This window comes from Alkalicoccus luteus (assembly GCF_052061695.1).
GTDB lineage: Bacteria > Bacillota > Bacilli > Bacillales > Salisediminibacteriaceae > Alkalicoccus > Alkalicoccus luteus.
This window is the reverse complement of the sequence record NZ_JBPZEY010000002.1, coordinates 333,758-356,762: the sequence shown is the minus strand read 5'-3', so window position 1 is coordinate 356,762 and position 23,005 is coordinate 333,758. Positions and strand designations below refer to the sequence as shown.

The 23,005-nt window shown below is 47.0% G+C and carries 15 protein-coding genes; 12 read left to right on the top strand and 3 right to left on the bottom strand.

Features of this window, described 5'->3' with window-relative positions; translation table 11 throughout:
- Positions 1 to 387: 387 nt before the first annotated feature.
- Genes addB through ACSZLD_RS03915 form a run of 4 tightly spaced genes read left to right on the top strand, consistent with a single transcriptional unit; the run spans position 388 to position 11,729 of the window.
- Complete coding sequence (addB, locus tag ACSZLD_RS03930; RefSeq protein WP_444684283.1) at positions 388 to 3,831, top strand: helicase-exonuclease AddAB subunit AddB; 3,444 nt, start codon at positions 388 to 390, stop codon at positions 3,829 to 3,831.
- On the top strand, positions 3,821 to 7,375 hold the full coding sequence (gene addA / locus ACSZLD_RS03925; RefSeq protein ID WP_444684282.1) for a helicase-exonuclease AddAB subunit AddA: 3,555 nt from the start codon (positions 3,821 to 3,823) through the stop codon (positions 7,373 to 7,375). Before addB ends, addA begins: the two co-directional genes overlap by 11 nt.
- Positions 7,376 to 8,548 (top strand): exonuclease SbcCD subunit D, encoded by a 1,173-nt coding sequence (locus ACSZLD_RS03920; protein WP_444684281.1) that lies wholly within the window; start codon positions 7,376 to 7,378, stop codon positions 8,546 to 8,548. It abuts the gene before it with no gap.
- Positions 8,523 to 11,729: an AAA family ATPase gene (locus tag ACSZLD_RS03915; protein ID WP_444684280.1), complete on the top strand. Its 3,207-nt coding sequence runs from the start codon at positions 8,523 to 8,525 to the stop codon at positions 11,727 to 11,729. The genes ACSZLD_RS03920 and ACSZLD_RS03915 overlap by 26 nt, the downstream gene beginning before the upstream one ends.
- 632 nt (positions 11,730 to 12,361) lie before the next feature.
- Here ACSZLD_RS03915 and ACSZLD_RS03910 read toward each other — a convergent pair.
- Entirely contained in the window at positions 12,362 to 13,966 is a 1,605-nt protein-coding gene (locus ACSZLD_RS03910) for an ABC-F family ATP-binding cassette domain-containing protein (RefSeq protein WP_444684279.1), read from the bottom strand.
- A gap of 159 nt (positions 13,967 to 14,125) precedes the next feature.
- Between ACSZLD_RS03910 and ACSZLD_RS03905 the strand changes: the two genes are divergently transcribed.
- The 3 genes from ACSZLD_RS03905 to ACSZLD_RS03895 all read left to right on the top strand — a co-directional run bounded on the left by ACSZLD_RS03905 (position 14,126) and on the right by ACSZLD_RS03895 (position 16,107).
- Positions 14,126 to 14,701 (top strand): hypothetical protein, encoded by a 576-nt coding sequence (locus ACSZLD_RS03905; RefSeq protein ID WP_377908432.1) that lies wholly within the window; start codon positions 14,126 to 14,128, stop codon positions 14,699 to 14,701.
- Positions 14,702 to 14,838: 137 nt separating this feature from the next.
- Positions 14,839 to 15,723, top strand: coding sequence for a hypothetical protein (locus ACSZLD_RS03900; RefSeq protein ID WP_377908431.1), 885 nt, complete (start codon positions 14,839 to 14,841; stop codon positions 15,721 to 15,723).
- 3 nt (positions 15,724 to 15,726) lie between these two features.
- Entirely contained in the window at positions 15,727 to 16,107 is a 381-nt protein-coding gene (locus ACSZLD_RS03895) for a gamma-glutamylcyclotransferase family protein (protein WP_377908429.1), read from the top strand.
- Positions 16,108 to 16,343: 236 nt separating this feature from the next.
- Here ACSZLD_RS03895 and ACSZLD_RS03890 read toward each other — a convergent pair whose 3' ends face one another.
- Complete coding sequence (locus tag ACSZLD_RS03890; RefSeq protein ID WP_377908428.1) at positions 16,344 to 16,880, bottom strand: hypothetical protein; 537 nt, start codon at positions 16,878 to 16,880, stop codon at positions 16,344 to 16,346.
- A 150-nt stretch (positions 16,881 to 17,030) separates the two neighbouring features.
- On the opposite strand from ACSZLD_RS03890, the gene ACSZLD_RS03885 reads away from it, so the two are divergent.
- Both ACSZLD_RS03885 and menA read left to right on the top strand, forming a co-directional pair.
- A complete protein-coding gene (locus ACSZLD_RS03885) occupies positions 17,031 to 18,098 on the top strand; it encodes a C45 family autoproteolytic acyltransferase/hydrolase (protein ID WP_444684278.1) in 1,068 nt (355 codons plus the stop codon).
- A gap of 4 nt (positions 18,099 to 18,102) precedes the next feature.
- Positions 18,103 to 19,632 (top strand): 1,4-dihydroxy-2-naphthoate octaprenyltransferase, encoded by a 1,530-nt coding sequence (gene menA, locus ACSZLD_RS03880; protein ID WP_444684277.1) that lies wholly within the window; start codon positions 18,103 to 18,105, stop codon positions 19,630 to 19,632.
- Here menA and ACSZLD_RS03875 read toward each other — a convergent pair.
- A complete protein-coding gene (locus ACSZLD_RS03875) occupies positions 19,622 to 20,455 on the bottom strand; it encodes an alpha/beta fold hydrolase (RefSeq protein ID WP_444684276.1) in 834 nt (277 codons plus the stop codon). The two genes, menA and ACSZLD_RS03875, sit on opposite strands and share 11 nt — an antisense overlap.
- Positions 20,456 to 20,552: 97 nt before the next feature.
- Here ACSZLD_RS03875 and ACSZLD_RS03870 point away from each other — a divergent pair, with 97 nt between their 5' ends.
- The 3 genes from ACSZLD_RS03870 (at position 20,553) to msrA (ending at position 22,846) form a co-directional block, all read left to right on the top strand.
- Positions 20,553 to 20,975, top strand: coding sequence for an organic hydroperoxide resistance protein (locus ACSZLD_RS03870; RefSeq protein ID WP_377908424.1), 423 nt, complete (start codon positions 20,553 to 20,555; stop codon positions 20,973 to 20,975).
- A 187-nt stretch (positions 20,976 to 21,162) separates the two neighbouring features.
- Positions 21,163 to 22,302 (top strand): peptide-methionine (R)-S-oxide reductase MsrB, encoded by a 1,140-nt coding sequence (gene msrB / locus ACSZLD_RS03865; RefSeq protein ID WP_444684275.1) that lies wholly within the window; start codon positions 21,163 to 21,165, stop codon positions 22,300 to 22,302.
- 16 nt (positions 22,303 to 22,318) lie between these two features.
- Positions 22,319 to 22,846: a peptide-methionine (S)-S-oxide reductase MsrA gene (msrA, locus tag ACSZLD_RS03860; RefSeq protein WP_444684274.1), complete on the top strand. Its 528-nt coding sequence runs from the start codon at positions 22,319 to 22,321 to the stop codon at positions 22,844 to 22,846.
- Positions 22,847 to 23,005 lie beyond the last annotated feature (159 nt).

Here is a 23,005-nt window from a genome sequence, read left to right as displayed (position 1 = left end):
GCAGCCCGAGAACCCTTCGCATACGCATGACAGACGGCAGAACGTGGAAATAGCCGGACGGGGTGTCTAAGGCTTCTTAAGAGAAGCCTGTGCCCGAGTGAGGCTTTGCCCTCCTGTATGTTTGCTGATTTAATAAACGCTTAATACACCTTGTGAGGTAGCTGAAGATACGTCTACTGCAGGATAATAAGCCAAGAGGATTGGCAGGAGTACGAATAGCGGTTAGGCATAATGAGGTGGTTAACAGACTGGAAGAGTTCTCGCTCAGGCTTTTGACGTGAATGGTATGGATGAGCTGAACTGTCATCTCAAGTCGCACGGGCAAACGGAATATGCTAAACTGGAAGTACGAACGTATGCTTGTATAAGGCAGAGGGAGGTCGCCAAATGGCACTTACAGTTATAGGCGGAAGAGCAGGTACCGGCAAGACAGAAAATATGCTGCAGCGATTGATCAGTCACGTGAAGCAGGATCCTGCAGGCCCGCCGATTATACTGCTTGTTCCTGAACAGATGACGTTTCAAATGGAGCGTGAATTGCTTCAGCGTGCAGGAGGGGCCTTGACGCGAGTCCGTGTATTCAGTTTCACAAGGCTTGCCTATCACATTTTGGAGCTCGAAGGCGGCATGATCCATCCTCAGCTGAGTAAAGCAGGAATTCACGGATTGCTCAAATCAAATGCAGCTGAATCAGGAGATCAACTGAAGCTGTTCCGGACCTCCTATGAGGCTTCCGGATTTATTGATCAGGTAGAAGAGATGATGACGGAGTGCAGACGCTATTCGGTAACGTGCTCCAGTCTTGAAAGCTTATTTCACGAGCTTCAACAAAAGACAAATAGATCAGCACTGGAAGAAAAACTCGTGGCTAAGCTGCATGATTTTACATTGATTCAGCGTAAAACAGAAGAACAGCTGGAAGGCCGATTTATTGAGTCAGAAGATTTGCTGAGGCTGGCAGCTGAAAAACTTCAGTCAGGGCGAACAGCAGAAAATTGGCTTGTTTTTGCTGACGGCTTTCATGAACTGACGCCAATCGAATTAGAGCTGCTCGTACCAATCATCGCTCAGACAGACGTTTGGAGCGCTGTCGTTGCTGATGAAAATAGCTGGGAAGAACCGGATCCACTTCATTTGTTTTTCAGATCACATCAGCTCGTACATAAATTAAAAGCAGCTGCTGAAGAGGAAGGGGTTCCGTTTTCAATCGAATTTGCTTCCGGGGGGAGACGTTCAGAAAAGCCGGCACTTCAGCATCTTGAAACATCTGTCTTTCGCTACCCTCCGCAAACAGCGGAAGAAGGCGAAGGAGTAGAAATCTGGGAAGCGGTCAGCCGCCGAGCAGAATGTGAAGCAACCGCGCGTGAAATAGCACGGCTTGTCAAAGAGGGAAAACGGTACAGGGATATTGCGCTGATCACGAGAGATCTTGAGCTGTATGGTCCCGTTTTAGAAACAGCTTTTCAGCAGGAGCGTATTCCTTACTTTCTTGATCGAAAGCGGCCTGCTAAGGAACACCCGCTTTCCGAGCTGATCAAATCTGCGTTGGAAACAATTGAATTTAACTGGCCTTATGAAAGTTTTTTTCGAATGGTTAAAACCGAATTGTTTTTCCAAAAGGACGTGACACGTTCAGAAATCGATCAGTTTGAGAACTACCTTCTGGCAAGAGGCATCAAGAGCTGGCGTTGGCGAGAAGCTGTTAGCTGGGATGACGCTGTTGAATCGGCTGGGGAAGGTTCTGAGCGTACGATGGAAGATATCCGGCAGATAGCCTTGCATCAGATGACCGCTTTTGAAAAAAGTATGAAGCAAGCTGTGTATCTTTCGGATTATGTGGAAGCAGTCTATCAGTTGCTCACTGCATTGGGTGTGCCGGACAGACTCGCTTCATGGCATCGGTTACGAACAGATGAAGGCAAGCCGGAGCAGGCAGAGGAACATCAACAGATTTGGCGTGAAATTGTCAGGCTGCTGGACGATTTACACGCTGTCGGCGATGGACGGAAAACAGAGCTGCACGTCTTTAGAGAAACGATGGAAACCGCTCTTGATGCATTAACCTATTCGATCATTCCTCCAGCGTTTGATCAGGTGCTGATCGGAGATGCAGAGATATCCAGAGTTCAGCAAGTCGATGCGTTATTTTTGATTGGCATAAATGAGAATGTTTTCCCGAAAAAGCTTGAAGAGCATTCCTTTTTTCAGGAAGAAGAGCGTGAACTGCTGGAACAATCTGGAGTAGAGCTGGCTCCAGGCGTTAATGCACAGCTTCTGCATGAGAATTTTCTGTTTTACCGTGCTATTTCCCAGCCGGCTGAGAAATTATACTGTGCATATGCGATTGCAGACGATGCCGGTAAAAAGCTTCAGCCGTCGTTGTTCATCGAACAGCTGAAAGAAAGACTCCCAGCTGCTCCTCGCTATGTAAAGGGCACAGTCCCTGAGGATGAGAGCGGACCGGCAGCAACTTTCATTACGACACCGGAACGAACCGCGGGATTGCTTGCGCTTCAGCTGCAGCGTTATAAAGAGGGATACTCACTTGATCCGGTCTGGTGGTCAGCCTATAACTGGCTCGCTCGGAATCAGAATGATACACGCTTTGCGATGCTTCTCGGGAGTCTGCACCATGAAAATAAACCTGTCAGCCTCTCTCAAGGAGCAGCTACCGCTCTTTACGGAAAGAAACTAAAGGCGAGCGTTTCCAGGTTTGAACAGTTTAATGCTTGTCCATTTTCACAGTATGCACGGTACGGGTTAAAGCTGCGTGAACGTGCGCGCTATAAACTTGAGGCACCGGATATCGGGATGCTGTTTCATGATGCACTGAAAGAAGTATCCGAACAGCTCCAACAGCGCTCCACAGATCCCGAAAGCCTCCGTCAAGAAGAAATTATCCATCAGGCAGAGCAGACAGTAGAAAAGCTGGCACCGGCCATTCAGAGAGACATATTACGCAGTTCGGACAGATATGCCTACATTCTTCATAAGTTAAAAGCAGTTGTGGCACGAGCAGCGGTGATGCTGAACGAACAGTCGAAACGATCTCATTTTATTCCGGCAGGCTGGGAAGTCGGCTTCGGTTCAGGCAAAGAACTGCCGCCGTTGATGATTACACTCGATTCCGGAGCACTTGTGGAAATATCTGGAAGAATTGACCGCGTTGATCGAGCGGATATGGATACGGGCACTTATCTGCGTGTCATTGATTATAAATCCAGTGATAAAGATATTAAGCTGGAGGATGTCTATTACGGGCTGGCCCTGCAAATGCTCGTCTATCTTGACGTGGTGACGAGCTTTGCAGTCAACTGGCTGCACGTGGAAGCGGATCCGGCAGGCGTTCTGTACTTCCACGTTCACAATCCGATGCTGAGAAGCGATCAGAAAATGACGCTTGAGCAGATCGAAAAAGAACTGTTAAAGGCGTTCAAAATGAAAGGGCTTCTGTCTGCTGAAGAAGGAGCGGTGGATGCTCATGATCACACCTTGAAAGAAGGGGCATCTGATATAGCGCCTTTGTATGTTAAAAAAGACGGCTCTCAAGGGGCAAGGTCTAAAACGATTGCAGCTGAGCATTTCAATCTGCTTCGCGACTATATCAGGGGAAGCATGAAGCGCTATGCTGAAAAGATTATGGATGGCGATACATCACTGAAGCCTTACCGAAAAAAGCAGGAGGTACCGTGTACGTATTGTGCCTACCGTTCCTTCTGCCAATTTGATCAATCGCTTCCCGGTAACAGCTACAGAGTCCTTCCAGAAAAAAAGCAGGACGATATTATCGAGCTGATGAAGCAGGAAGGAGACAACAGCCATGACAGCTAAAAAATGGACTGTTTCCCAGCAGCAGGCAATTGAGCAGCGGGAAGGCCCGATTCTCGTAGCCGCCGCGGCCGGCAGTGGGAAGACAGCCGTTCTCGTCGAACGTATTATTCAGCGGCTTGTAAGCGGAGAGCTTGAAATCAGTGAAATTCTCGTTGTGACCTTTACGAATGCAGCAGCTGCTGAAATGCGCCAACGGATCAGCAAAGGACTGGAAAATGAGTTAAAGAAGCGGCCGAATTCACCTCTTTTACGAAGACAGCTGAGCCTGCTCTCCAGGGCAAGTATTTCTACACTTCATGCCTTTTGTAAAAGCGTACTGCAAACCTACTACTATGAAGCTGGGGTCGATCCGCGGTTCCGGCTTTTAGATCAAACAGAAGCCCTGCTGACGGAAGATGAGGTAATAGAAGAATTGTTTGAAGATGCATACCGGGACGATGACCGATTTTACAGCCTCGTTGACTATTTTACCGGTGACAAAGATGATGATGCGTTAAAACGGCTGATCTTGGATTTATATCATTTCTCTCGTGCTAATCCGTATCCAGAGAAGTGGCTCGCGAATATGGTTGACGTCTATCGGTCTGCCTCAGACGAGCCGGAGTGGCTTCATGACGCTCAGCAATTTGTAAAAGACCGGTTTCAGTCGCTCAGCGCATTATATGAGCGGATGCTTGTTCTTTGCCGGGAGGAAGACGGCCCGCAGGCTTATTTGCCAGTATTGGAAGAAGAGGCCGGGACCATAGACCGGATCCTTGCAGCAACAGACAGAGAAAGCATGAGGCTTCTTGCAAGTCCATCATTTAAGCGGCTGCCTGCGGTGAAAAAAGCGGATAAAGAGCTTCTTGATGCTGACAAACAACATGTGGTAAAATCCGGCCGCGATACAGTTAAGGACGAATGGAAGAAGCTTTATGAACAGTTTTTGAAAGAGGAAACAGAATTCGTACTTGATGACATGGCCGCTGCAGCACCACTTCTTGAGCTGCTGGCTGAGTATACAACCAGCTTTGCGGAGCGCTACGAAGCGAGGAAGCGATCGGTTAATGTGCTGGATTTTCATGATTTGGAGCACTACTGTCTGAAACTGTTCGGAGAAGAAACAGATGCTGTGCGGTCTTACCAAAGACGATTCAAGGAAGTCCTCGTTGATGAGTATCAGGATACAAATTTCGTTCAGGAAGAATTGCTGCTGCGAATTACCAGCGCAGACTCGATGTTTATGGTCGGTGACGTCAAGCAGTCCATCTATCGCTTTCGACTTGCGGAACCCGGCTTGTTTTTAAGTAAGTTTCACCTTTACGAAAAAGATGGCGCGGGGACCCGTATTGACCTTGCCGCCAACTTCCGAAGCAGGCATGAAATTCTGGGTGCGGTAAATGATCTGTTTCGAAAATTAATGAGTGAGCGTCTCGGAGAACTTGATTATGACGAACGCTCTTTTTTAAGGCAGGGGGCAGAGAATGAGCCGAGTCTGGAGAGGATGGAGCCTGAGCTCGTCATATGCAGCCGTGAAGGCGATGGGGATGAAGAGGACGCAGAAGCTGCACGATTAGAAGCAAGAGCTGCAGCGGTGAGAATACGCCGTATGATCGACAGCGGCTTTATGGTTATTGATAAAGAATTAGGCGTTCAGCGCCCGGTACGATACAGCGATATAGCTGTGCTGATGCGATCGATGCCCTGGGCCGAAACCTACGTTGAAGAATTCAGTCTTTATAACGTTCCGCTCTATGCAGATCTGTCTACCGGCTATTTTGATGCGGTGGAAATTCGCGTGATGCTGAGCTTGCTGCAAATTATTGACAATCCCTACCAGGATATACCGCTGGCGTCGGTTTTACGTTCTCCAATAGGCGGATTGGATGAAGAGGCGCTGGCTCATATCCGGGCCTGTCATCCGGAGGGGTCGTTCTTTACTGCTTTAAGAATGTACGCAGGAAACAATCCGGATAGCCGGGCAGCCAGCTTTTTATCTGAACTGGAGATCTGGCGCAGCGATGCGGTAGAAAAAAGCCTTGCCTCGTTTATTTGGCAGCTGTACAGTGACACCGGCTACTTAGAATATTGCGGAGGTCTGCCCGGTGGAAGGCAGCGCCGGGCTAATCTCACAGCTCTTTATGACAGAGCCGTTCAGTACGAAACGACCTCCTTTCGGGGATTGTTCCGCTTTTTGCGCTTAATCGAACGCATGAAAGAAAGAGGAGAAGATTTAGGCAAGGCGGGAGCAGCAGGCGAATCAGAGGATGTTGTTCGTTTGATGACGGTGCATAAAAGCAAAGGACTTGAATTTCCAGTCGTTATGCTGGCCGGATTAAATAAAGGATTTAATTTCCAGGATTTAAATCAATCGTATCTAAAACATAAAGAAATGGGACTGGCTGTCAGACTTGTTGACCCGGACAAGAGGACATCGTATCCAACTCTTTTTTATTACGTTATGCGTGAAAAACTCAGACGGGAGCAGCTGGCAGAAGAAATGCGTGTTCTCTACGTCGCCATGACCAGAGCAGAGCAAAAGCTTATTTGCACATTAAGTGTGAAAGATACAGCAAAAGCAGTAGAAGCTTGGAAGATGAGTGTGGAAGGCAGCAGGGTAGCGGAGGCTTCCTTGCTTAAAAGCGGCTCACCAGCTGACTGGCTCGTCCCTGTTTTAATGACGTACCGCGCTAATTTAACGCAGTTTGCTCCGGAAGCGCCGCTCCATGAAGCAGAGTCCGGTACTCGCTGGATTATTTCTTCAGAGAGCGTTCAGACCCTGCCTGCGCCTGAGACAGAGAATGGAGACGAGGAACGAAAAAAGCTTCTTCAACACGTTCAGAAGCTGGAACCGTTTGCAGCACCCGAAAAAGAAATTCAGCATTCATTGGAATGGCGGTATGAGCATGCTGCAGCAGTTCGCACACCGGTGAAGCATTCCGTTACGGAGTTGAAGCGGATGCAGGAGCCGGATCCATATGCGAAACTCATTACGACAAACAAACAGGAACTTGCAGAGAAACCTTCATTTGCTTCAGCTGAACAACAATCCGGTGCGGATATCGGTACGGCTGTGCACACCGTCATGCAGTTTATTCACTATGCTGATTTCGACAGGGATGGTATCCTGCAGGAGTTGGAAAGGCTCGTACAGGAGGAGAAGCTGACTAAAGCAGAAGCTGATGCAGTACCGCCCGAGTGGATTGAACGTTTTTTCAAAAGTGACACTGGTCTGGCGCTTAGAAAAGCCCGCTACGTCTATCGGGAGCTCCCGTTTAATATTCGTATTCCGGCATCCGGCTTTTACCCTAATTGGACGGGACCGGATGAGAATTTGTTTATCCAGGGGATTATAGACTGCGTTTACCAAAACGAAAATGGGGATTGGGTTATTCTGGACTATAAGACCGACCGCGCTCAGGATGCAGAAAGCTTAAGGGCTCGGTATCATTTTCAATTAAAGATGTACCAACAGGCACTGGAAGAAGCGTGGGGACAAAAGAACACGGAAGCCGTGATTATCGCCATGCGTACTGGAGAACGTATACGTTTGGAGGAAAAATAAATGCGTATCCTGCATACAGCAGATTGGCATATCGGCCGTACCATTGAGGGGCGGGATCGAATAAACGAACACGAAGCGATGATGGAGGAATTGCAGCGGATTTGCAGAGATGAGACGATCGATGCGGTCGTTATGGCAGGAGATGTATTCGATTCCGTTAACCCGCCTGCAAGAGGTGAAATGCTTTATTACGATGGCATGGAAGCACTAAGTGATGGAGGCCGCAGACCGGTCATCGTCGCAGCAGGAAATCACGACAGCCCGGAACGGCTGGAGGCAACAAGTTCTATCATGAAAAGGCTGAATGTGCACACACGTGCATTTCCGGGTATCGAACCTGTGAGTGTTCAGACAGAGCGCGGACTACTGCAGGCAGTGGTAATGCCGTATCCGTCGGAAGCGAGATTAAAGCGCAGACTTTCAGACGAACTTAACGAATTTGATTTGCGGGAGCAATACGACCAGGCTGTCAGCGGACTTTATCAAACTCAGCTCCGGCAGCTTGACCCCCGCGCTCCAATTATCGGAGTTTCCCATTTATTCGCAGCGGGAGGAGCTGAGACAGATTCTGAACGTCCGATTCAACTGGGCGGAGCTTACACGGTTAAAGGCACGAGCCTCCCAGCTGTGGATTATCACGCAATGGGACATTTACACCGCAGCCAGGCTGTCAAGACGGCGCCGGCTCCTTCTTATTATTCTGGTTCACCAATGGGTTTTAGCTTTTCAGAGCGTGCAGATATCAAATCTGTGTCTATCGTGACGCTTGGAGAAGAGGATTCTCCCAAAGTCAAAACCGTCCCGCTTTCCTGCGGGAAACCACTCGTGAGATGGAAGGCGGAAGCTGGCGCGCAGCAGGTGCTGCAATGGATGGATGAAAAGCGAGATGCTGGTTCCTGGCTGGAAATTGAAGTGCATACAGATCAGCCGCTGTCAGCTGAAACCGTTCATCACATGAAAAAAGCGTATAATGGCCTCCTATCTATCATTCCTATTTTTCCGGATAGAGACCGGGACGTGGAAATCAGGCGTCGGGAGCGTCCAATAGAGGATCTATTTACAGAATTTTATAAGAAACAGCTGGATGGTGCGGAACCGTCTGCTGAACTTAAAGAGTTGTTTTTGCGAATGGTGGAGGTGGAGGACCATGAGGCCGCTCAAACTGACGATTAAAGGGTTACACAGCTTTCGTTCCGAACAACACATTGATTTTGAAGCACTCGCAGGCAGCGGAGTATTTGGAATATTTGGCCCGACCGGCAGCGGGAAATCCAGTATTCTCGATGCTTTAACTCTTTCTTTATATGCAAAGGTAGAGCGCGCGCAGAAGTTTGATGGCATCATGAATCAGCATGAAAAAGAGATTTATGTCCGATTTGATTTCATGCTTGGAAGCGATACGTACGCAGTTGAACGAAATTTTAAAAAAGATAAGGAAGGCGCTGTTAGACAGACATCCGCCCGTTTTATGTGCAACTCTCTTGTAGAAGCAGAAAAAGCGAAAGACGTGAACGAGGCGGTTGGAAAACTTCTTGGGCTCTCCTCGGAGGATTTCACAAGAGCAGTCGTTCTTCCACAGGGAAAATTCGCAGAGTTTTTATCCTTAAAAGGGCAAGACCGCAAAAAAATGCTGCAGCGGTTGTTTCAGCTTGAAAAATATGGGGACGAATTAAATAGAAAAGTATCTGCTTCCAGAAAACAAATTGATGCATCATTAAAACAGCTGGAAAGTGAGAGGGACGGACTTGGTGCCGCCGATAAACGTGCAGTTGAAGAAGCTGCAAGCGCTCTTCATGAAGCCGAAGGTGAGAAAAATCTGCTTACGAGCCTGCATCAGCGTGCAGAGGAGCTCGCTGGTAAACTGGCTGACCAATGGAACAAACAGCATAAGCTGGATAAAGCTAAACAAGAGCTTCATCAGCTTCAGCTAAAAGAAAATGAGATGCAGGAGATGAAAGCCTGGATTGAGCGGGCCCGGCTTGCAGCGCGTTTAAAGCCCTTCGCTGATGAATGGACAGAAGCCAATCATGCCCAACAAAATATTGTAAAATTATTCAAACAAGCTGAGGCCGGTTTACAAACAGCGGAAAGAAAACGAACGGAGCTGCTTGCGCACGCAACGTATACGAAAAAAGAGCTTGAGCAGCAAAAAAGCGAAAAAGAGGCAGCTATTTTAAAGCTTGAAGCTCTTCAGGAAACGGACCGTGAAAAATCAGAATTGGAAAACCAGCTTCGAAAGATACACGATGAGCTCGACATCAGTCTTAAACGCGAGCAGGAAGAGGGGAACGAGCTTCAAGCTGCGGATACAAAATTTCAACAGGCTGAAGAGCTGCAGAACCAGTTGGAACGAGATGTACGTGCGTACGATGAACAGCTCAAGCCATTAGGTGACGTGAGGACTGCCTTTGAAGAGGCAGAGTCGGTGAGACAGGCGGAGAGCAAGGCTAAAGAAAAAGCGCAAGCGCTGGAGGAATCCGAAAAGAGGCGCTTTATGGCATCAAAAGCTGCAACCGATCAGGAATCAAGACAGCTTGAAGTGGAAAACCAGCTAAAAACAACCGGCAGACAGCTGATCGCCGCTTACAATCAAGTTTCTGAAATCGTTCATCACATTCATACACATTTTGTGAGCAGTCAGGAGAGCCAATGGATTGAAACACATCGAGAGCGCGTAGAACGAGGAAGCCCGTGTCCCATTTGCGGGCACTCGTCTCTTGCATCCTCAAACAACGTGTCTTCACGAGAAAAAGAAGATTTCCCTATGCAAAAGCTGTTAAAAATCCGGTCGGATATGGAAGTAAGAATCGAAAATTCCCCCGTTTTACTGCCTGAGGTAGTGCACCAAGAGGAAGAACCCGTTCTTGATCACATAGAAGAAAAAGTACAGGCCTGGCATCGATTAATTTCCATCTGGCAGCAGAAGGTAAAGGATCAGCAAAACGCGTCCCAAGCATATCGCGATTTGAGCCAGCGTCTTCAGACTGAAGACCAATCCTTGAAAGAAGCTCAAGCAGCACATTTGTCAGCTCGCAATGAAATGCAAATGAAGCGGGAGAAATGGCAGCAGACCTATCATGCACACAGCTTGGATACTATCGCTCAGGCGTATCAGACGCTTGCGGAATTAAAAGAGAAGCGGGACAATACGGCAGAACGGATACGGAAGAGCTACGATATTATTTCCGCTCTGCAAACAAAGAAATGGCAGGCTTCTGAAAAGAAAACTGCATCATCGACCAAGATCCATCAGCTGCGGGATAAAGAAAAAGATATTCATGAGCGCGTAGCTGTCTGTGAAGCACGGATAAAGTCTGTGGCCGGCAATGAACTACTTCAAACTAAATTGCTGAAGGAGAAACAAGCGTTGTCGACATGCTGCAAAAGCCTGTCAGACCTGGAAGAAAAAATCACTGCAGCTGCTGAAGAAATGGATGAAAAAAAACTGGCGTTCCACAGCGTATCAGAGCGTAAAACAGCGGCTGATGCAAGAATCAGCAGAGCTGAACAAGCGTGGCACAGCCACGCAGGAGAGAGGCTGCCTGATGATGTATTGTCTGCTTATGCAGAGCCGTCAGAAGTAGAACATCAGTTCGAGGCTGTGCAGCAGTATGAAGAAAAGATGAAGTTGATGGGAGACCGGGTCAATAGCCTGAAACGTGAAATTGGCAGCCCGGTTACAAAAGATGCCTGGATGCTTGCTGAGGACAGAAAAACAGCGCTAAGATCGGATCTGCGTGATGCAGAACATGCTGAAGGAAGAGCGCATCAGCTTTATGAAGACAGAGCAAAGCGGTTTGAGCGGTTTGCAGAAGTTGTAAAGGAAGAAAAGCGCCTTCGGCATGAGGCAGAGCTCCATCAGCAGCTGGAGCAGGTGCTCAGGGGCAAGCAATTTGTTGAATTCCTGGCGGAAGAACATCTTTATCACGTCTGCCGTGAAGCCACGGATGTTCTGAAAAAGCTGACGAGGAGCAGGTACGCAATTGAAGTGGATCAAAGCGGCGGCTTTTTGATCAGAGATGACAGCAGCGGTGGTATTCGACGCCCGGTATCCAGTTTATCAGGAGGAGAAACGTTTTTGACGTCCTTAGCGCTTGCGCTTGCGCTCTCAAAATCCATTCAGCTGAGAGGGCGCTACCCGCTGGAATTCTTTTTCCTTGATGAAGGATTTGGCACACTGGACAGCGGCCTTTTAGAGACTGTTATGGAAGCTTTGGAAAAACTGGAGCTTGAAGCGGGGTCGGTAGGTGTTATCTCACACGTACCGGAGCTGCAGGAACGCCTTCAAAAAAGGCTGCGTGTAATCCCGGCTGTACCTGGCGAAACCGGAACGCGGCTTGTAATAGACAATTAACGGCAGACTGGCTGACTGTGAAGGGTGAAAAGCAACTGACGGCAGCGATGTCTCCATAGAGAAAAAGACAAACGATTTAGCAGAAAACAAAAATGCCGGCTCCCATTCGGGAGCCGGCTACAGGCTGTTGATAAAGTCAATTTATTTACATGTTTATTCGATTGATTGACTTTCCCCTCTGTTTACCGGCGGAAGCTTGCCGTGGGCTTGCCTTCAGCTATTTCTCAGGATAAACCTCTGAGAAAGGATCTTCAGACTGCGCTAATTCCACAGGCGTCCCCGCCGGACACAAAGGGAAAATGAATTTGTTTGATGGAGAAAAACGTTTCATCCCGATTCGACATCGAAGCGCTGCCTAACGAAAGGTTCCCTCTAGATGGAACAAGCTCGTGTGAATCATCACCAGGGTTTTAACCGGACAGCCAGCTGCTAAATCGGAGGAAACTCGACTCCGAGAGGATCAGAACGAGGCGAAGATCCAGCGCTTCTGACGAAAGGAAGAAGCGGTTAGCTGAGGCCGTTCCCTCTGGAAAGCGAGTGTCCGCAGATGCAGGCAAATGCAAAGTCATTCACCTGAAATGACTTTATCAACACTCTGAAGCCGGCTCCCATTCGGGAGCCGGCTAAACCTGTTAGACGGTTTTTGCTTTCAGTCGTTCTTCCACGTATTCTTCATAGGTAATTTCTTTGTCATAAACGCCGTCATCTTTTAATTCAATGATGCGGTTAGCAAGGGACTGGTTAAACTGAAAGTCGTGGCTTGCAAATATCATAGACCCTTTGAAGTCGACAAGACCGTTGTTTAACGCTGTAATGGATTCTAAATCCAAATGGTTTGTCGGCTCGTCAAGCACTAGCACGTTTGCTCCGGAAAGCATCATTTTTGAGAGCATGCAGCGAACTTTCTCGCCACCAGAAAGGACAGCCGGACTTTTCTTCGCTTCTTCACCGGAAAAAAGCATGCGTCCCAGAAAACCACGTACAAACTGCTCGGACTGATCTTCTGGGGAATACTGGCGGAGCCAGTCGATTAAATCAGATTCCTTACCGGTAAAATAGCTGGTATTGTCTTTTGGGAAATAAGACTGACTGGTTGTAATCCCCCATTTGTACGTGCCTTCATCAGGCTCGATTTCACCAGTTAAAATTTGCATTAATACCGTTTTAGCTTGTTCATTCGGGCCTGCCAGAGCTACCTTATCACCAGGATTCAGCGTGAACGATACGTTTTTGAAATACGTCACACCATCAATCGTTTTAGAAAGGTTCTCCACCGTAAGAAGATCATTGCCGATTTCACGCTCCGGTTTAAAGGCAATATAGGGATATTTGCGGGAGGACGGGCGGATGTCTTCCAATTCAATCTTATCCAAAAGTTTCTTCCGGGAAGTGGCCTGCTTCGATTTAGAGGCATTTGCGCTGAATCGGGCAACAAAATTTTTCAGATCATTAATTTTTTCTTCTTTCTTTTTATTCCGCTCCTGAGCCATTTTAAGAGCGAGCTGACTGGATTCATACCAGAAATCATAGTTTCCGACGTAAATTTGTATCTTACCAAAATCAAGGTCTGCAATATGCGTGCAGACATTGTTCAGGAAATAGCGGTCGTGGGAAACGACAATGACTGTGTTCTCGAAGTTAATCAAAAATTCTTCAAGCCACTGGACAGCCTCCACATCGAGGCCGTTCGTCGGCTCATCAAGTAGAAGAACTTCCGGGCTGCCGAAGAGAGCCTGAGCAAGAAGGACCTTTACTTTATCGCCTTCACTTAAAGCATTCATTGTTACATAGTGCTTATCTTCTGAAATGCCTAATCCTTGAAGCAAAACGGCTGCATCAGACTCAGCCTCATAGCCGTTCATTTCTGCGAATTCACCTTCTAGTTCAGCTGCGCGCATGCCGTCTTCATCGGAGAAGTCGGGCTTCATGTAAATTTCATCTTTCTCTTTACGAACGTTATAAAGCTGTTCATAGCCCATCATAACGACTTCGAGAACCTGTTCCTCTTCATAAGCATAGTGATCCTGCTTTAACACAGCAAGCCGGGCATCTTTTGCCATGGAAACGTGACCGGACTGTGAATCTATTTCACCGGACAGCACCTTCAAAAACGTTGATTTACCTGCACCGTTAGCACCGATCAGGCCGTAGCAGTTTCCTGCAGTAAATTTGATGTTTACATCTTCGAACAATTTTTTATCTCCAAATCGGAGACTGATATCTTGAGCTTGAAGCATATTAGTTTCATCCTCTTTCCTTAGACATACTGATGAGGATTATACCATTTACGAGAGTAAATTACGACAGTGATTTATACATGGTTTTAAAATGACATTTTTCGGCTATAGTTTTAAAGTGGGTATTCTAAGGAGAAATGAGTGAACAAGATGAAGAGCATGAGTTATATACAGAGAGATCAGCTGCTCTTTTTAACTGAACAAATGGTCCATGCAGATTTAAACAGTTCGTGGCACGAATTTGCTATGCTGTGTGATCCTGGAACAACTGCCTCAGCATACGGTGATCTGCTTCAAAAAGAGCGAAGCTTTCAAATTTATTACCGTCATAAATTGACATACGAAGGAAGCTTAATATGGAAGGCTTCTGAAAGCCTTGAGAAGCCTGAAGATACGTATTTGCAGGTTCGTTACAATAAAATTCGCCGAGGCAGCACAGAAAATTCACTTGTAAATGATTATGTGTTCAGCATTCGTCTGGCAGATTGGCTGTCAGAACGGGGAACATCGCTTTCGTTCGGAAGCCTATACGATCCTGACGAACTGAACGATTACAATAAAAAGCGCATTGATGTTATTCTGCAAAAATGGGGATTTTCAAAAGAACTTGTTATTCCCTTTGAAGCTCCAGATGCAGGACTAATTGAACAGCTGATCCAACGAGTTATTTCAACCTCTATCCTCGTAGAAGCTTGCCGAAAACAAGCCTCTGCTAATGTCTCTGTAACCGGGTAACCAATCAAGCGTCCGAAACGTATCATGAACAGCCTGCGTCAGGTTAAAAGCCTGTTGCAGGCTGTTTTCAACGTTGATCCGCAGTTGCCCGATGTTCTAATAAACAGGTAAACTAATAGAGAAGGCAGGTGAAGAACATGCAAAGCTTAAATGAGAAAATAATGGACGTGCTTGAAAAAAGAAGGGTGTATGATAAGTGGCTGAAACATACGCTGCTCCTTTATGAGAAAAATCATTACGTACAGCTGCGTCAGCAGGCAGTTGAGCCGCGGCAAGAAACGTCATTTAGTCTATATGAAGCTGGATCAACAGCAGATGAGCACGCTGAAGGGGAGCAATTATACAGCCGGTACACGGATGCTCATATAAAAGAACTCCAAAAAGAGCTAATGGCTGAATATACGATGTACAAGGAGCATCTAAAGCAGGTGGAAACCGTTGAAGCAGAGGAAGAACAGCTTGCTGTCATGAAGGAATCGCTGATTGAAGACAAGGAGTCATTCTGGTCTGACAAGCTCTATGAAGCTGCTGCATCAGAGGTAAGAACGATGGGTGCCATACAAAATTTACGTGAAGCGGTTGATGCAGGGGAGCAGGCTTATTATTCCCTTGAAGAAGTGATGAAAGCATTTGACAAACAGGCGGATTGGACCCCTGCGGCGGATTATCTGGAAGGAGCCGTTCCTATCTTTTTAAAAGGTATTCATGTAGGAAATGTACTGAGAGCCCTTCACAGGGCAGACCGGCATTTGAGACAGTTCCGGGATGAGATCGAGAGTTTGCCGGATTACGGTTCAGATGTAGATCCGAGTGTCTTTCATGATCAAAATGAAGATGTTTTTGAAATAGTTCTCCGTATGTGGCTGTTGGAAAAGGATCCATCGAACGCATCGCTGCTTCCAGCTGAACTGCAGGATCTCGTCTCAACCTCCGTCAATCGTCTGAAAACAGATCTGCGGCAAAAAGAACAGGAGAAGCAGACTCTCTCTGAAAAACGTATCCAGCTCTTAAAGGAAGCTTGAGTCATGAAATTGTTTGTGTATGGAACGCTGATGACCGGAGAAGGAAACCATTTCTTTTTACGACGTGCCAAGCTGCTTAATCGTCAAGCAAGAGTAAATGGAAGCCTGTACGATACTGGACTAGGCTATCCAGCGCTTGTTAGAGGAGCGGGAGAAGTATGGGGCGAGCTGTATGCGATTACCTCATCACAGCTTCCCGCTATCGATGAGCTGGAAGGCTATCAGGATGGCCGCACATGGAATCTGTACTCCCGGGAGACAGTTGACGCTTTTACTGAAAACGGAACGGAGAGAGCGCTTGTTTACTATTACAATAAACCGGTAAAGGCAGAAAAAAGGATTGCGTCCGGGAGCTGGAAAACCCACCGTATATCCGGCAGCTGACAAAGCTTTAGTATGCTGGAAGTGCCGCTGTATTCCTGTTGAATAAACATCATCTGGGCGAAAGTGAACGCCTTTTGAAGCAAGATGAGCCAAAATATCCTGCTCAGAGCACCATCAATACCGAAAAGCTTCCGGCAGTCGCTGGAAGCTTTTCTCGTTTATGAACAGGGAGCCTGCATCAGTTGGTTACCGATTAATTGTCATGAGCGATACTGAAGAGATTTTTTGGAACTTGATTATACGGAGTTATTGAAATTATTGGCCGCGGGCCATTTGATTTGTCCTTCCCGTCCCGAGGAATCGAGCATAACAGAAAAAGAATGCTTCGTATAAAAATGAACTAAGCGATCTTGATGGTCATAATCCCGCTCTTTCAACTGTCCCCGGATCTCAGGAATGTTTTTTTCTTCGGCTTTTTTCTTTAAGTGTTTCATGATGATGGATCCAAATCCGGAATCAGCCTCTCCACGTATGTCGTCAATATAAAGAGCGTCCTGCTCATAAGTTCCATGCAGGGAAAAATCCCAATGGCCCCGGTGCGGAAACCGGCAGTCGTCAGCCATGATTCGAAACGTTTTCCCGTCGTCGTATTCATAAACGATTGTCATCACACTGTGCTTCGTCTGTTCGACACCGCGGATATCGAACCGTTTTGCGATTGTTTCAAGGTTTTGCTGCAGGCGTAAAAACTGCGTTTGAAGTTCATCATACGCGTGCGCCAATTCCAATTCGGGCAATTCGGTAGTTGGCTGCTGCTCAAATGCAGATTGCATATGCGGCACCTCCTGCGTAAAAATAGTACGTGTTCAGCCTCACACTCAAATATTGCATTCTACTAAAGGTGCGCAGAGTTTTCAAGTCAAAATCTTTTTCTTTTTCACACGTTGATTTTATAATGAACGGTGAAGAAAGCAGGTGACGTGATGAAAATCAGCATAGAAGCACTTGAAGGCAGGGGCGATGCCTACCAGTTTGGATTAAAACAGGCAGAGCGGTTAAAACAAACCGTTCTTTATCATAAGCACGTGCGCAGACGAAAAAAATCAATTCGACGGTATACAACGGATTTTCTTGCGACGAAAGCTTGGATACAGGAAATCTCGCCAGACCTTTGGGCTGAGCTTGAAGGCTTGTCGGAAGGACTTGGATGGAGGTTCGAGGATATTGTTCACGAATACGCCGGCTACCAGCAGTCGTGGATCAAAAGCGGCTGCAGTGCTTTAATGGGAGAGGGGATTTATGGGCGTAATTATGACTACCATCCGAAAACGTATGATGGACGCTTCGTCATGTATCAGCCGCTGTCCGGATATGCATCCGTCGGGTTTGCCCAGCGTATCATTGGCAGAATGGATGGTATGAACGAAAAAGGTCTCGCGATCGGTTATCATTTTGTAAATAGAATCTCTCCCGAAGACGGATTTATTTGCTGTTCTATTGCAAGGCTGGTTTTAGACTCCTGCGCCTCTGTTCCTGAAGCAGTCAAGCTGCTTCAGGAAATTCCGCACAGGCATTCATTTAATTATTCGCTGGCCGATTCGGATGGTCGTACGGCTGTTGTAGAGGCATCTGCGAAGGGTGCTGTTGAACTAAATCACAATGGCGGTGCCTGCACCAATCATTTCCGGGCAGAGGAAAAGCAGCGCGAAAATCGTCATATGACAATGGAATCGGAGCAGAGGCTGAGAAGACTGTTCGAATTAAAAAAAACAGCAGCTGCGCAAGCCGGCACGTTTGAGCTGTTGAACAGCACGAAGCATAAAATAGCAAAGAAAGAATACGGAAACTGGTCCGGTACGATTCATACGGCGGTCTATGATACGACTAATCTTCAAGTAACAATAGGCATTGGCACAGACGCTGTTCCCGTTGTAATCTCATTTTCCGACTGGCTGAAAGGCAGCCGTTTTATTGTAAAAAAGCTTAGAGGACAAATAGAATTTGAGGATGGCATGGAGCATCTGGGGATACAAGTCCCCGAAAGGAGTTAATCTCATGGCACAGCGCAGCGCTGAAGATATATTGAACTATCTTGATAAAGCTGAAGTCGCCTCTGTCGGCACCTCCAATATGGGCAAACCTCGGCAGCGAATGATGCACTTTGCTTCAGACGAGCGATTTCATATTTACCTGTCGAGTATGAAAGGTGATCCCAAGGTTATCCAGTGGAGTAACATTCCGGAAACGGCGATGCTGATTCATCAGGGCAGCACCTTTATGGAAATGGAAGAATGTGAAATAATCGGTCGCGCAGAGATCGTCCGCTCAAATGAGGAACGCGAACGAGCGGTTCACCTGCTCCAGCATCGTTCTCCGATTGTAGGAAGCTTTGTCGAGCAGGATGCTGTTGACAGGCTTGAATTTATTAAAATTGTCCCTTCTGTAGTGAAATACCGATTTGTTCCTGAAATTTTGCAGGGAGAAAAACCGACCGTGCTGGATGTTGGACAAGCGTCAGAAGCAGGCAGTGACATGCAGGATTTAATATCCAGAGCCTCAGTTTGGAAGGAGGCGCTCCGACCTCTATCACTGACAGCCTCGCTGGTGCCAGTCTTAGTAGGTGCTGCTGCGGCCTTCGGTCTTGCCGGGCTATTCAGCTGGACTTTATTCTTGTTAACGTTATTTGCAGCACTCGCGGTACAGGCTGGAACGAACATGATCAATGACTATTTGGATGCAGAAAGAGACGCTGAAAACACCGGCTCCCTTCGTCCATTTACAGGCGGATCCCGAATGATTCAACTAGGCCTTATTCAAAAACAGGACATGGGCTTTTTCGGGGTTTTACTTACTGCGGCAGCTGCAGTCGTAGGAATTGGTTTGGCTGCTGTCTCTGGACCGCTTCTGCTTCTGCTGATCGCTTACGGGCTGACAGCCGGCTTTTTCTATACTGGCAGGGAGGGACGATTTTCCTTCATTAACGCCTTTCCCGGCCTGGCCGAGTTCTTTATTGCGACAACGTACGGTGCGGCTATGACGGCCGGTACCTTTTATATTCAAACCGGGTATTTCTCGGCGGAAATATGGTTGTTATCGATTCCGATCGCGGCACTTGTTACTAATGTGCTCCTCATTAACCAGTTCCCTGATGCTGAGAGTGACAGCCGTACCGATAAGCGCACACTTGTCGTTCGGATTGGACGCCGTCAGGCAAAAAACGTAGTCTTTGGATTATTCGGCTTAGCTGTCGTATCCGTTCTTTTACTTCCACTTGTGACAGCTGTTTCGTTTAGCTTTTATCTCGTTCTGCTGGCTGTGCCGTTTTTATTTCAGGCTGTCAGGTATATTCGTGCACATTATGACAGCAGTGCGACTGATTTGGTGCCGGGCAACGCTCATACAGCTATATTTCACTTAATGACAGGACTTTTGGCTGCAATTACGCTGATTATGCCGAATATTGGAACACTGATATCCCTGGCACTTTTCGCAGCTGCAGCCGGATTTGTTTTCTGGGTATGGCGTTATATTGAGAGACAGCGAAAAGTGATGGCAGATTTTAAAAAGGCTTTCTCTACAGCTTAAATGAGCCAGCGTGCTGAAAGACCTCAGTCACATATGAGCTTGTCAACAATGAGTTATGATTTTCAGCCGGAGCCGTCCTGATCAGGACTCCGGCTTCTTTTTGTAAATACAGCTTTAACTCCTTAGCTGCGATAATCTCATCGTCACTTCCGATCAGCACGCTTATTTTCTCCCATGGCAGCTGCTTTAAAGCGGCAGGTTTCTCAATGAAGCGCCCCATCATGTATTCATACGTGATGGATTTTTTGATGACTTCAGAATAAGGGTTAAACGGCTCCAGTCTGGAGGGAATATCAATAACAGGCATACGCCGCAGCAGGTTTAGCCCCGTTCGATCTAAGATACCTGCGGCAGCCGCACGCTTCATATATAAGCGGTACATTCCGTCATCTGATTCATCATTTCCATTTTGATAAACGGGAAGCGTAGGATGAAGGAAAGGAGCCAACAGCACAAGGTGAATCACAGAGGCGGGCCAGCCGTGCTGTTCGATTAATCGTAAAATGGTTCCGCATCCCATGCTATGCCCGGCAAGTATCAGTCGTTTTCCTTTTGTATGACGCATTACCTCAGCTAAATCTTCAATCAGCCGGTTGCGGTTTGGAGTGTGAATGAGGCTGTCTTTACCTTCATATCCCCTCAACACAGGAAAAAAATGAGCGGCATTCCAACCTGCTCTTCCAAGTTCGAGCGCTCCGGCCTGCATCGTATCTAAATCTGACGTGATGCCGTGGACCCAAATCACTTGTATGTCAGGATTACGTTCGATTGTATAAAGTGTCAAATCGTTTTTGTCAGTAGTTTTAATAATATACCTGTTCACTGTTTTCGCTCCTCGTACTGAAATTGATGTTTACATTTCGATGGAAACGTGAATATAAAGAAGTGTTTCTACTATACCTCAGGAGGGATTTACGATTATGGCAGATAAAATGTTTTCCACAAAAGCAACCGCTCAGGGAGGAAGAGAAGGACATGTAACCTCTGACAACAAAGTAGTAGACGTTGATTTAAAAATGCCGGATAACAACGGCATTCCAGAAGATGCATCCAATCCGGAGCAGCTTTTTGCAGCCGGCTACAGCGCCTGCTATGATGGCGCCCTCAATTTAATGGCTTCAAAAGCGCAGAAGGACATTACGTCTGAGACGACTGCCGAAGTAAGCCTGCTGAAAGACCCGGAGGATAACGGATTTAAGCTCGGCGTAACACTTCATGTTCATGTGAGCGGAGTGTCTCAAGAAGAGGCAGAAGAACTGGCACACCGAGCTCATGATTTCTGTCCTTACTCCAAAGCTACCAGAGGCAATATTGAAGTCGAGTTACAAGTTACTTCCCGCTAGCAGAAGCTTGAAACCTTTTTTATAAGCAGTAGCTGCAGCCGTCCATTACATTGGGCGGCTTTTTCTGCTTCATTCCTTTTGTTTTTCTGAAATCCGAAAACAAAAAGAAGCAGGTCATGTAAAAGCTTATTCATGCCTTACAGCGATGAATGCTATATAATCAAGTTACGGGAAAAGAGGTGACATCATGAAAAAATGGCTTACGGGCGGATTTTTACTTCTGGTTGCTGTACTTGGCTTTATTTTTATTCCTATTATGTATGATTATTTCATGAATCGGTCTTACGGAAGCGAAGCAGTGGAAGCAGATGTGGAAGGACCATGGGAGACAGCGGTGTTTGCGGGAGGGTGTTTCTGGTGTATGGAGCCGCCCTTTGAAAAGGTAGAGGGCGTAGACAAAGCTGTATCAGGGTATACGGGCGGTCCGGAAGAAAACCCTTCGTATGAGGACGTCGCTTCAGGAGAAACTGGACATGTGGAAGCAGTCCAGGTAACGTATGATCCTGAGCTTGTCAGCTATGAGGAGTTACTGGAGATTTACTGGAGACAGATTGATCCGACAGATGATGAAGGGCAATTTGTAGACCGGGGCTACCAGTATTCGCCGCACATTTTTTATCAGAATGATGAAGAACGGGAAGCGGCTGAAGCTTCAAAAGAAGACCTGGAAGCAAGCGGCAGATTTAGTGATCCGATCGTCGTGGATATTCGGGAGCTGGATACATTTTATGTGGCAGAGGATTACCACCAGGACTTTTATAAAGAAAATCCTGTCCGCTATGAATTTTACAGGTCGAATTCAGGACGGGATGAGTTCATTGACGATCACTGGGGTGAAGAAGCAGAGTATGAAACAGCCGGATCATCGAACCTTCCGTTTTGGCGGCAATATGAGCCTGAAACAGAGGAAGAGCTGCGCGGAAGGCTGACAAACCTTCAATTCGAAGTAACTCAGGAGGATGCTACAGAGCCAGCCTATCACAATCCATACTGGGACAACACGGAAACAGGGATTTATGTTGACATCGTTTCCGGAGAACCGCTTTTTCGTTCAAAAGATCAATTCGATTCCGGCACTGGCTGGCCGAGCTTTACAAAGCCGATTGCAGAGGAGTTTATTGAAACGAAGGCAGACTGGTCCATGCTGATCAAACGGACGGAGGTACGGAGTGCCTATGCTGACTCTCATTTAGGGCATGTTTTTGAAGATGGTCCAGAGCCGGATGGACTTCGTTACTGTATGAACTCAGCGGCTATGAAATTTATTCCGGTTGAAGAGATGGAAGCTGAAGGGTATGGAGACTATATTGACATTGTGGAGCAATAACTAAAGGTGGGGTTGGATGTCTAAAAACGAATTTGCTACTTTTGCAGGAGGCTGTTTCTGGTGTATGGTACGGCCGTTTGATGAAGAGCCTGGTATTGTAAGTGTTGTATCTGGCTATACAGGAGGAGATACAGCAGATCCGTCTTATGAAGAGGTCAAGCAAGGTACGAGCGGACACAGAGAAGCAGTTCAAATTGAATTTGAACCGGCAGTTTTTTCCTATGAGAAGCTGTTGACCATTTACTGGCAGCAGGTGGATCCTACAGATGACGGCGGCCAGTTTTTTGACCGCGGCTCTCAATATCGTACGGCGATTTTCTATCATTCGGATGATCAAAAGGCCGAAGCTGAAGCATCGCGGGAGCACCTTGAGAAGCATGGACCATTTCAAAAACCTATTGTAACGGAAATTCTGCCTGCTCAAGCATTTTATCCTGCTGAAGAAGAGCATCAGAAGTTTTACAAAAAAAATCCGGAAGCGTACCAGCAAGAACGGATCGACTCTGGACGTGAACGTTTTATTCAGGAAACCTGGAACAAATAACATAGGTACCCAAATGAAAGCACAGGCTTCTGCCTGTGCTTTCGCGTGAATAAAGTCAATTTAAATGAATAACGTTGCATCTTTCTTTATCTGCGGACACCCGCTTTCCGGATGGACGGGCTCAGCTTTCCCTCCTGCTGTCGGAAGCTCCGGATCTTC

Coding starts and splice junctions, on each gene's coding strand:
- ACSZLD_RS03885 (WP_444684278.1), top strand. CDS start 17,031: ATGAAAATCAGCATAGAAGCACTTGAAGGCAGGGGCGATGCCTACCAG.
- ACSZLD_RS03870 (WP_377908424.1), top strand. CDS start 20,553: ATGGCAGATAAAATGTTTTCCACAAAAGCAACCGCTCAGGGAGGAAGA.
- ACSZLD_RS03910 (WP_444684279.1), bottom strand. CDS start 13,966: ATGCTTCAAGCTCAAGATATCAGTCTCCGATTTGGAGATAAAAAATTG.
- ACSZLD_RS03905 (WP_377908432.1), top strand. CDS start 14,126: ATGAGTTATATACAGAGAGATCAGCTGCTCTTTTTAACTGAACAAATG.
- addA (WP_444684282.1), top strand. CDS start 3,821: ATGACAGCTAAAAAATGGACTGTTTCCCAGCAGCAGGCAATTGAGCAG.
- msrA (WP_444684274.1), top strand. CDS start 22,319: ATGTCTAAAAACGAATTTGCTACTTTTGCAGGAGGCTGTTTCTGGTGT.
- ACSZLD_RS03900 (WP_377908431.1), top strand. CDS start 14,839: ATGCAAAGCTTAAATGAGAAAATAATGGACGTGCTTGAAAAAAGAAGG.
- ACSZLD_RS03920 (WP_444684281.1), top strand. CDS start 7,376: ATGCGTATCCTGCATACAGCAGATTGGCATATCGGCCGTACCATTGAG.
- msrB (WP_444684275.1), top strand. CDS start 21,163: ATGAAAAAATGGCTTACGGGCGGATTTTTACTTCTGGTTGCTGTACTT.
- ACSZLD_RS03895 (WP_377908429.1), top strand. CDS start 15,727: ATGAAATTGTTTGTGTATGGAACGCTGATGACCGGAGAAGGAAACCAT.
- menA (WP_444684277.1), top strand. CDS start 18,103: ATGGCACAGCGCAGCGCTGAAGATATATTGAACTATCTTGATAAAGCT.
- ACSZLD_RS03890 (WP_377908428.1), bottom strand. CDS start 16,880: ATGCAATCTGCATTTGAGCAGCAGCCAACTACCGAATTGCCCGAATTG.
- addB (WP_444684283.1), top strand. CDS start 388: ATGGCACTTACAGTTATAGGCGGAAGAGCAGGTACCGGCAAGACAGAA.
- ACSZLD_RS03915 (WP_444684280.1), top strand. CDS start 8,523: ATGAGGCCGCTCAAACTGACGATTAAAGGGTTACACAGCTTTCGTTCC.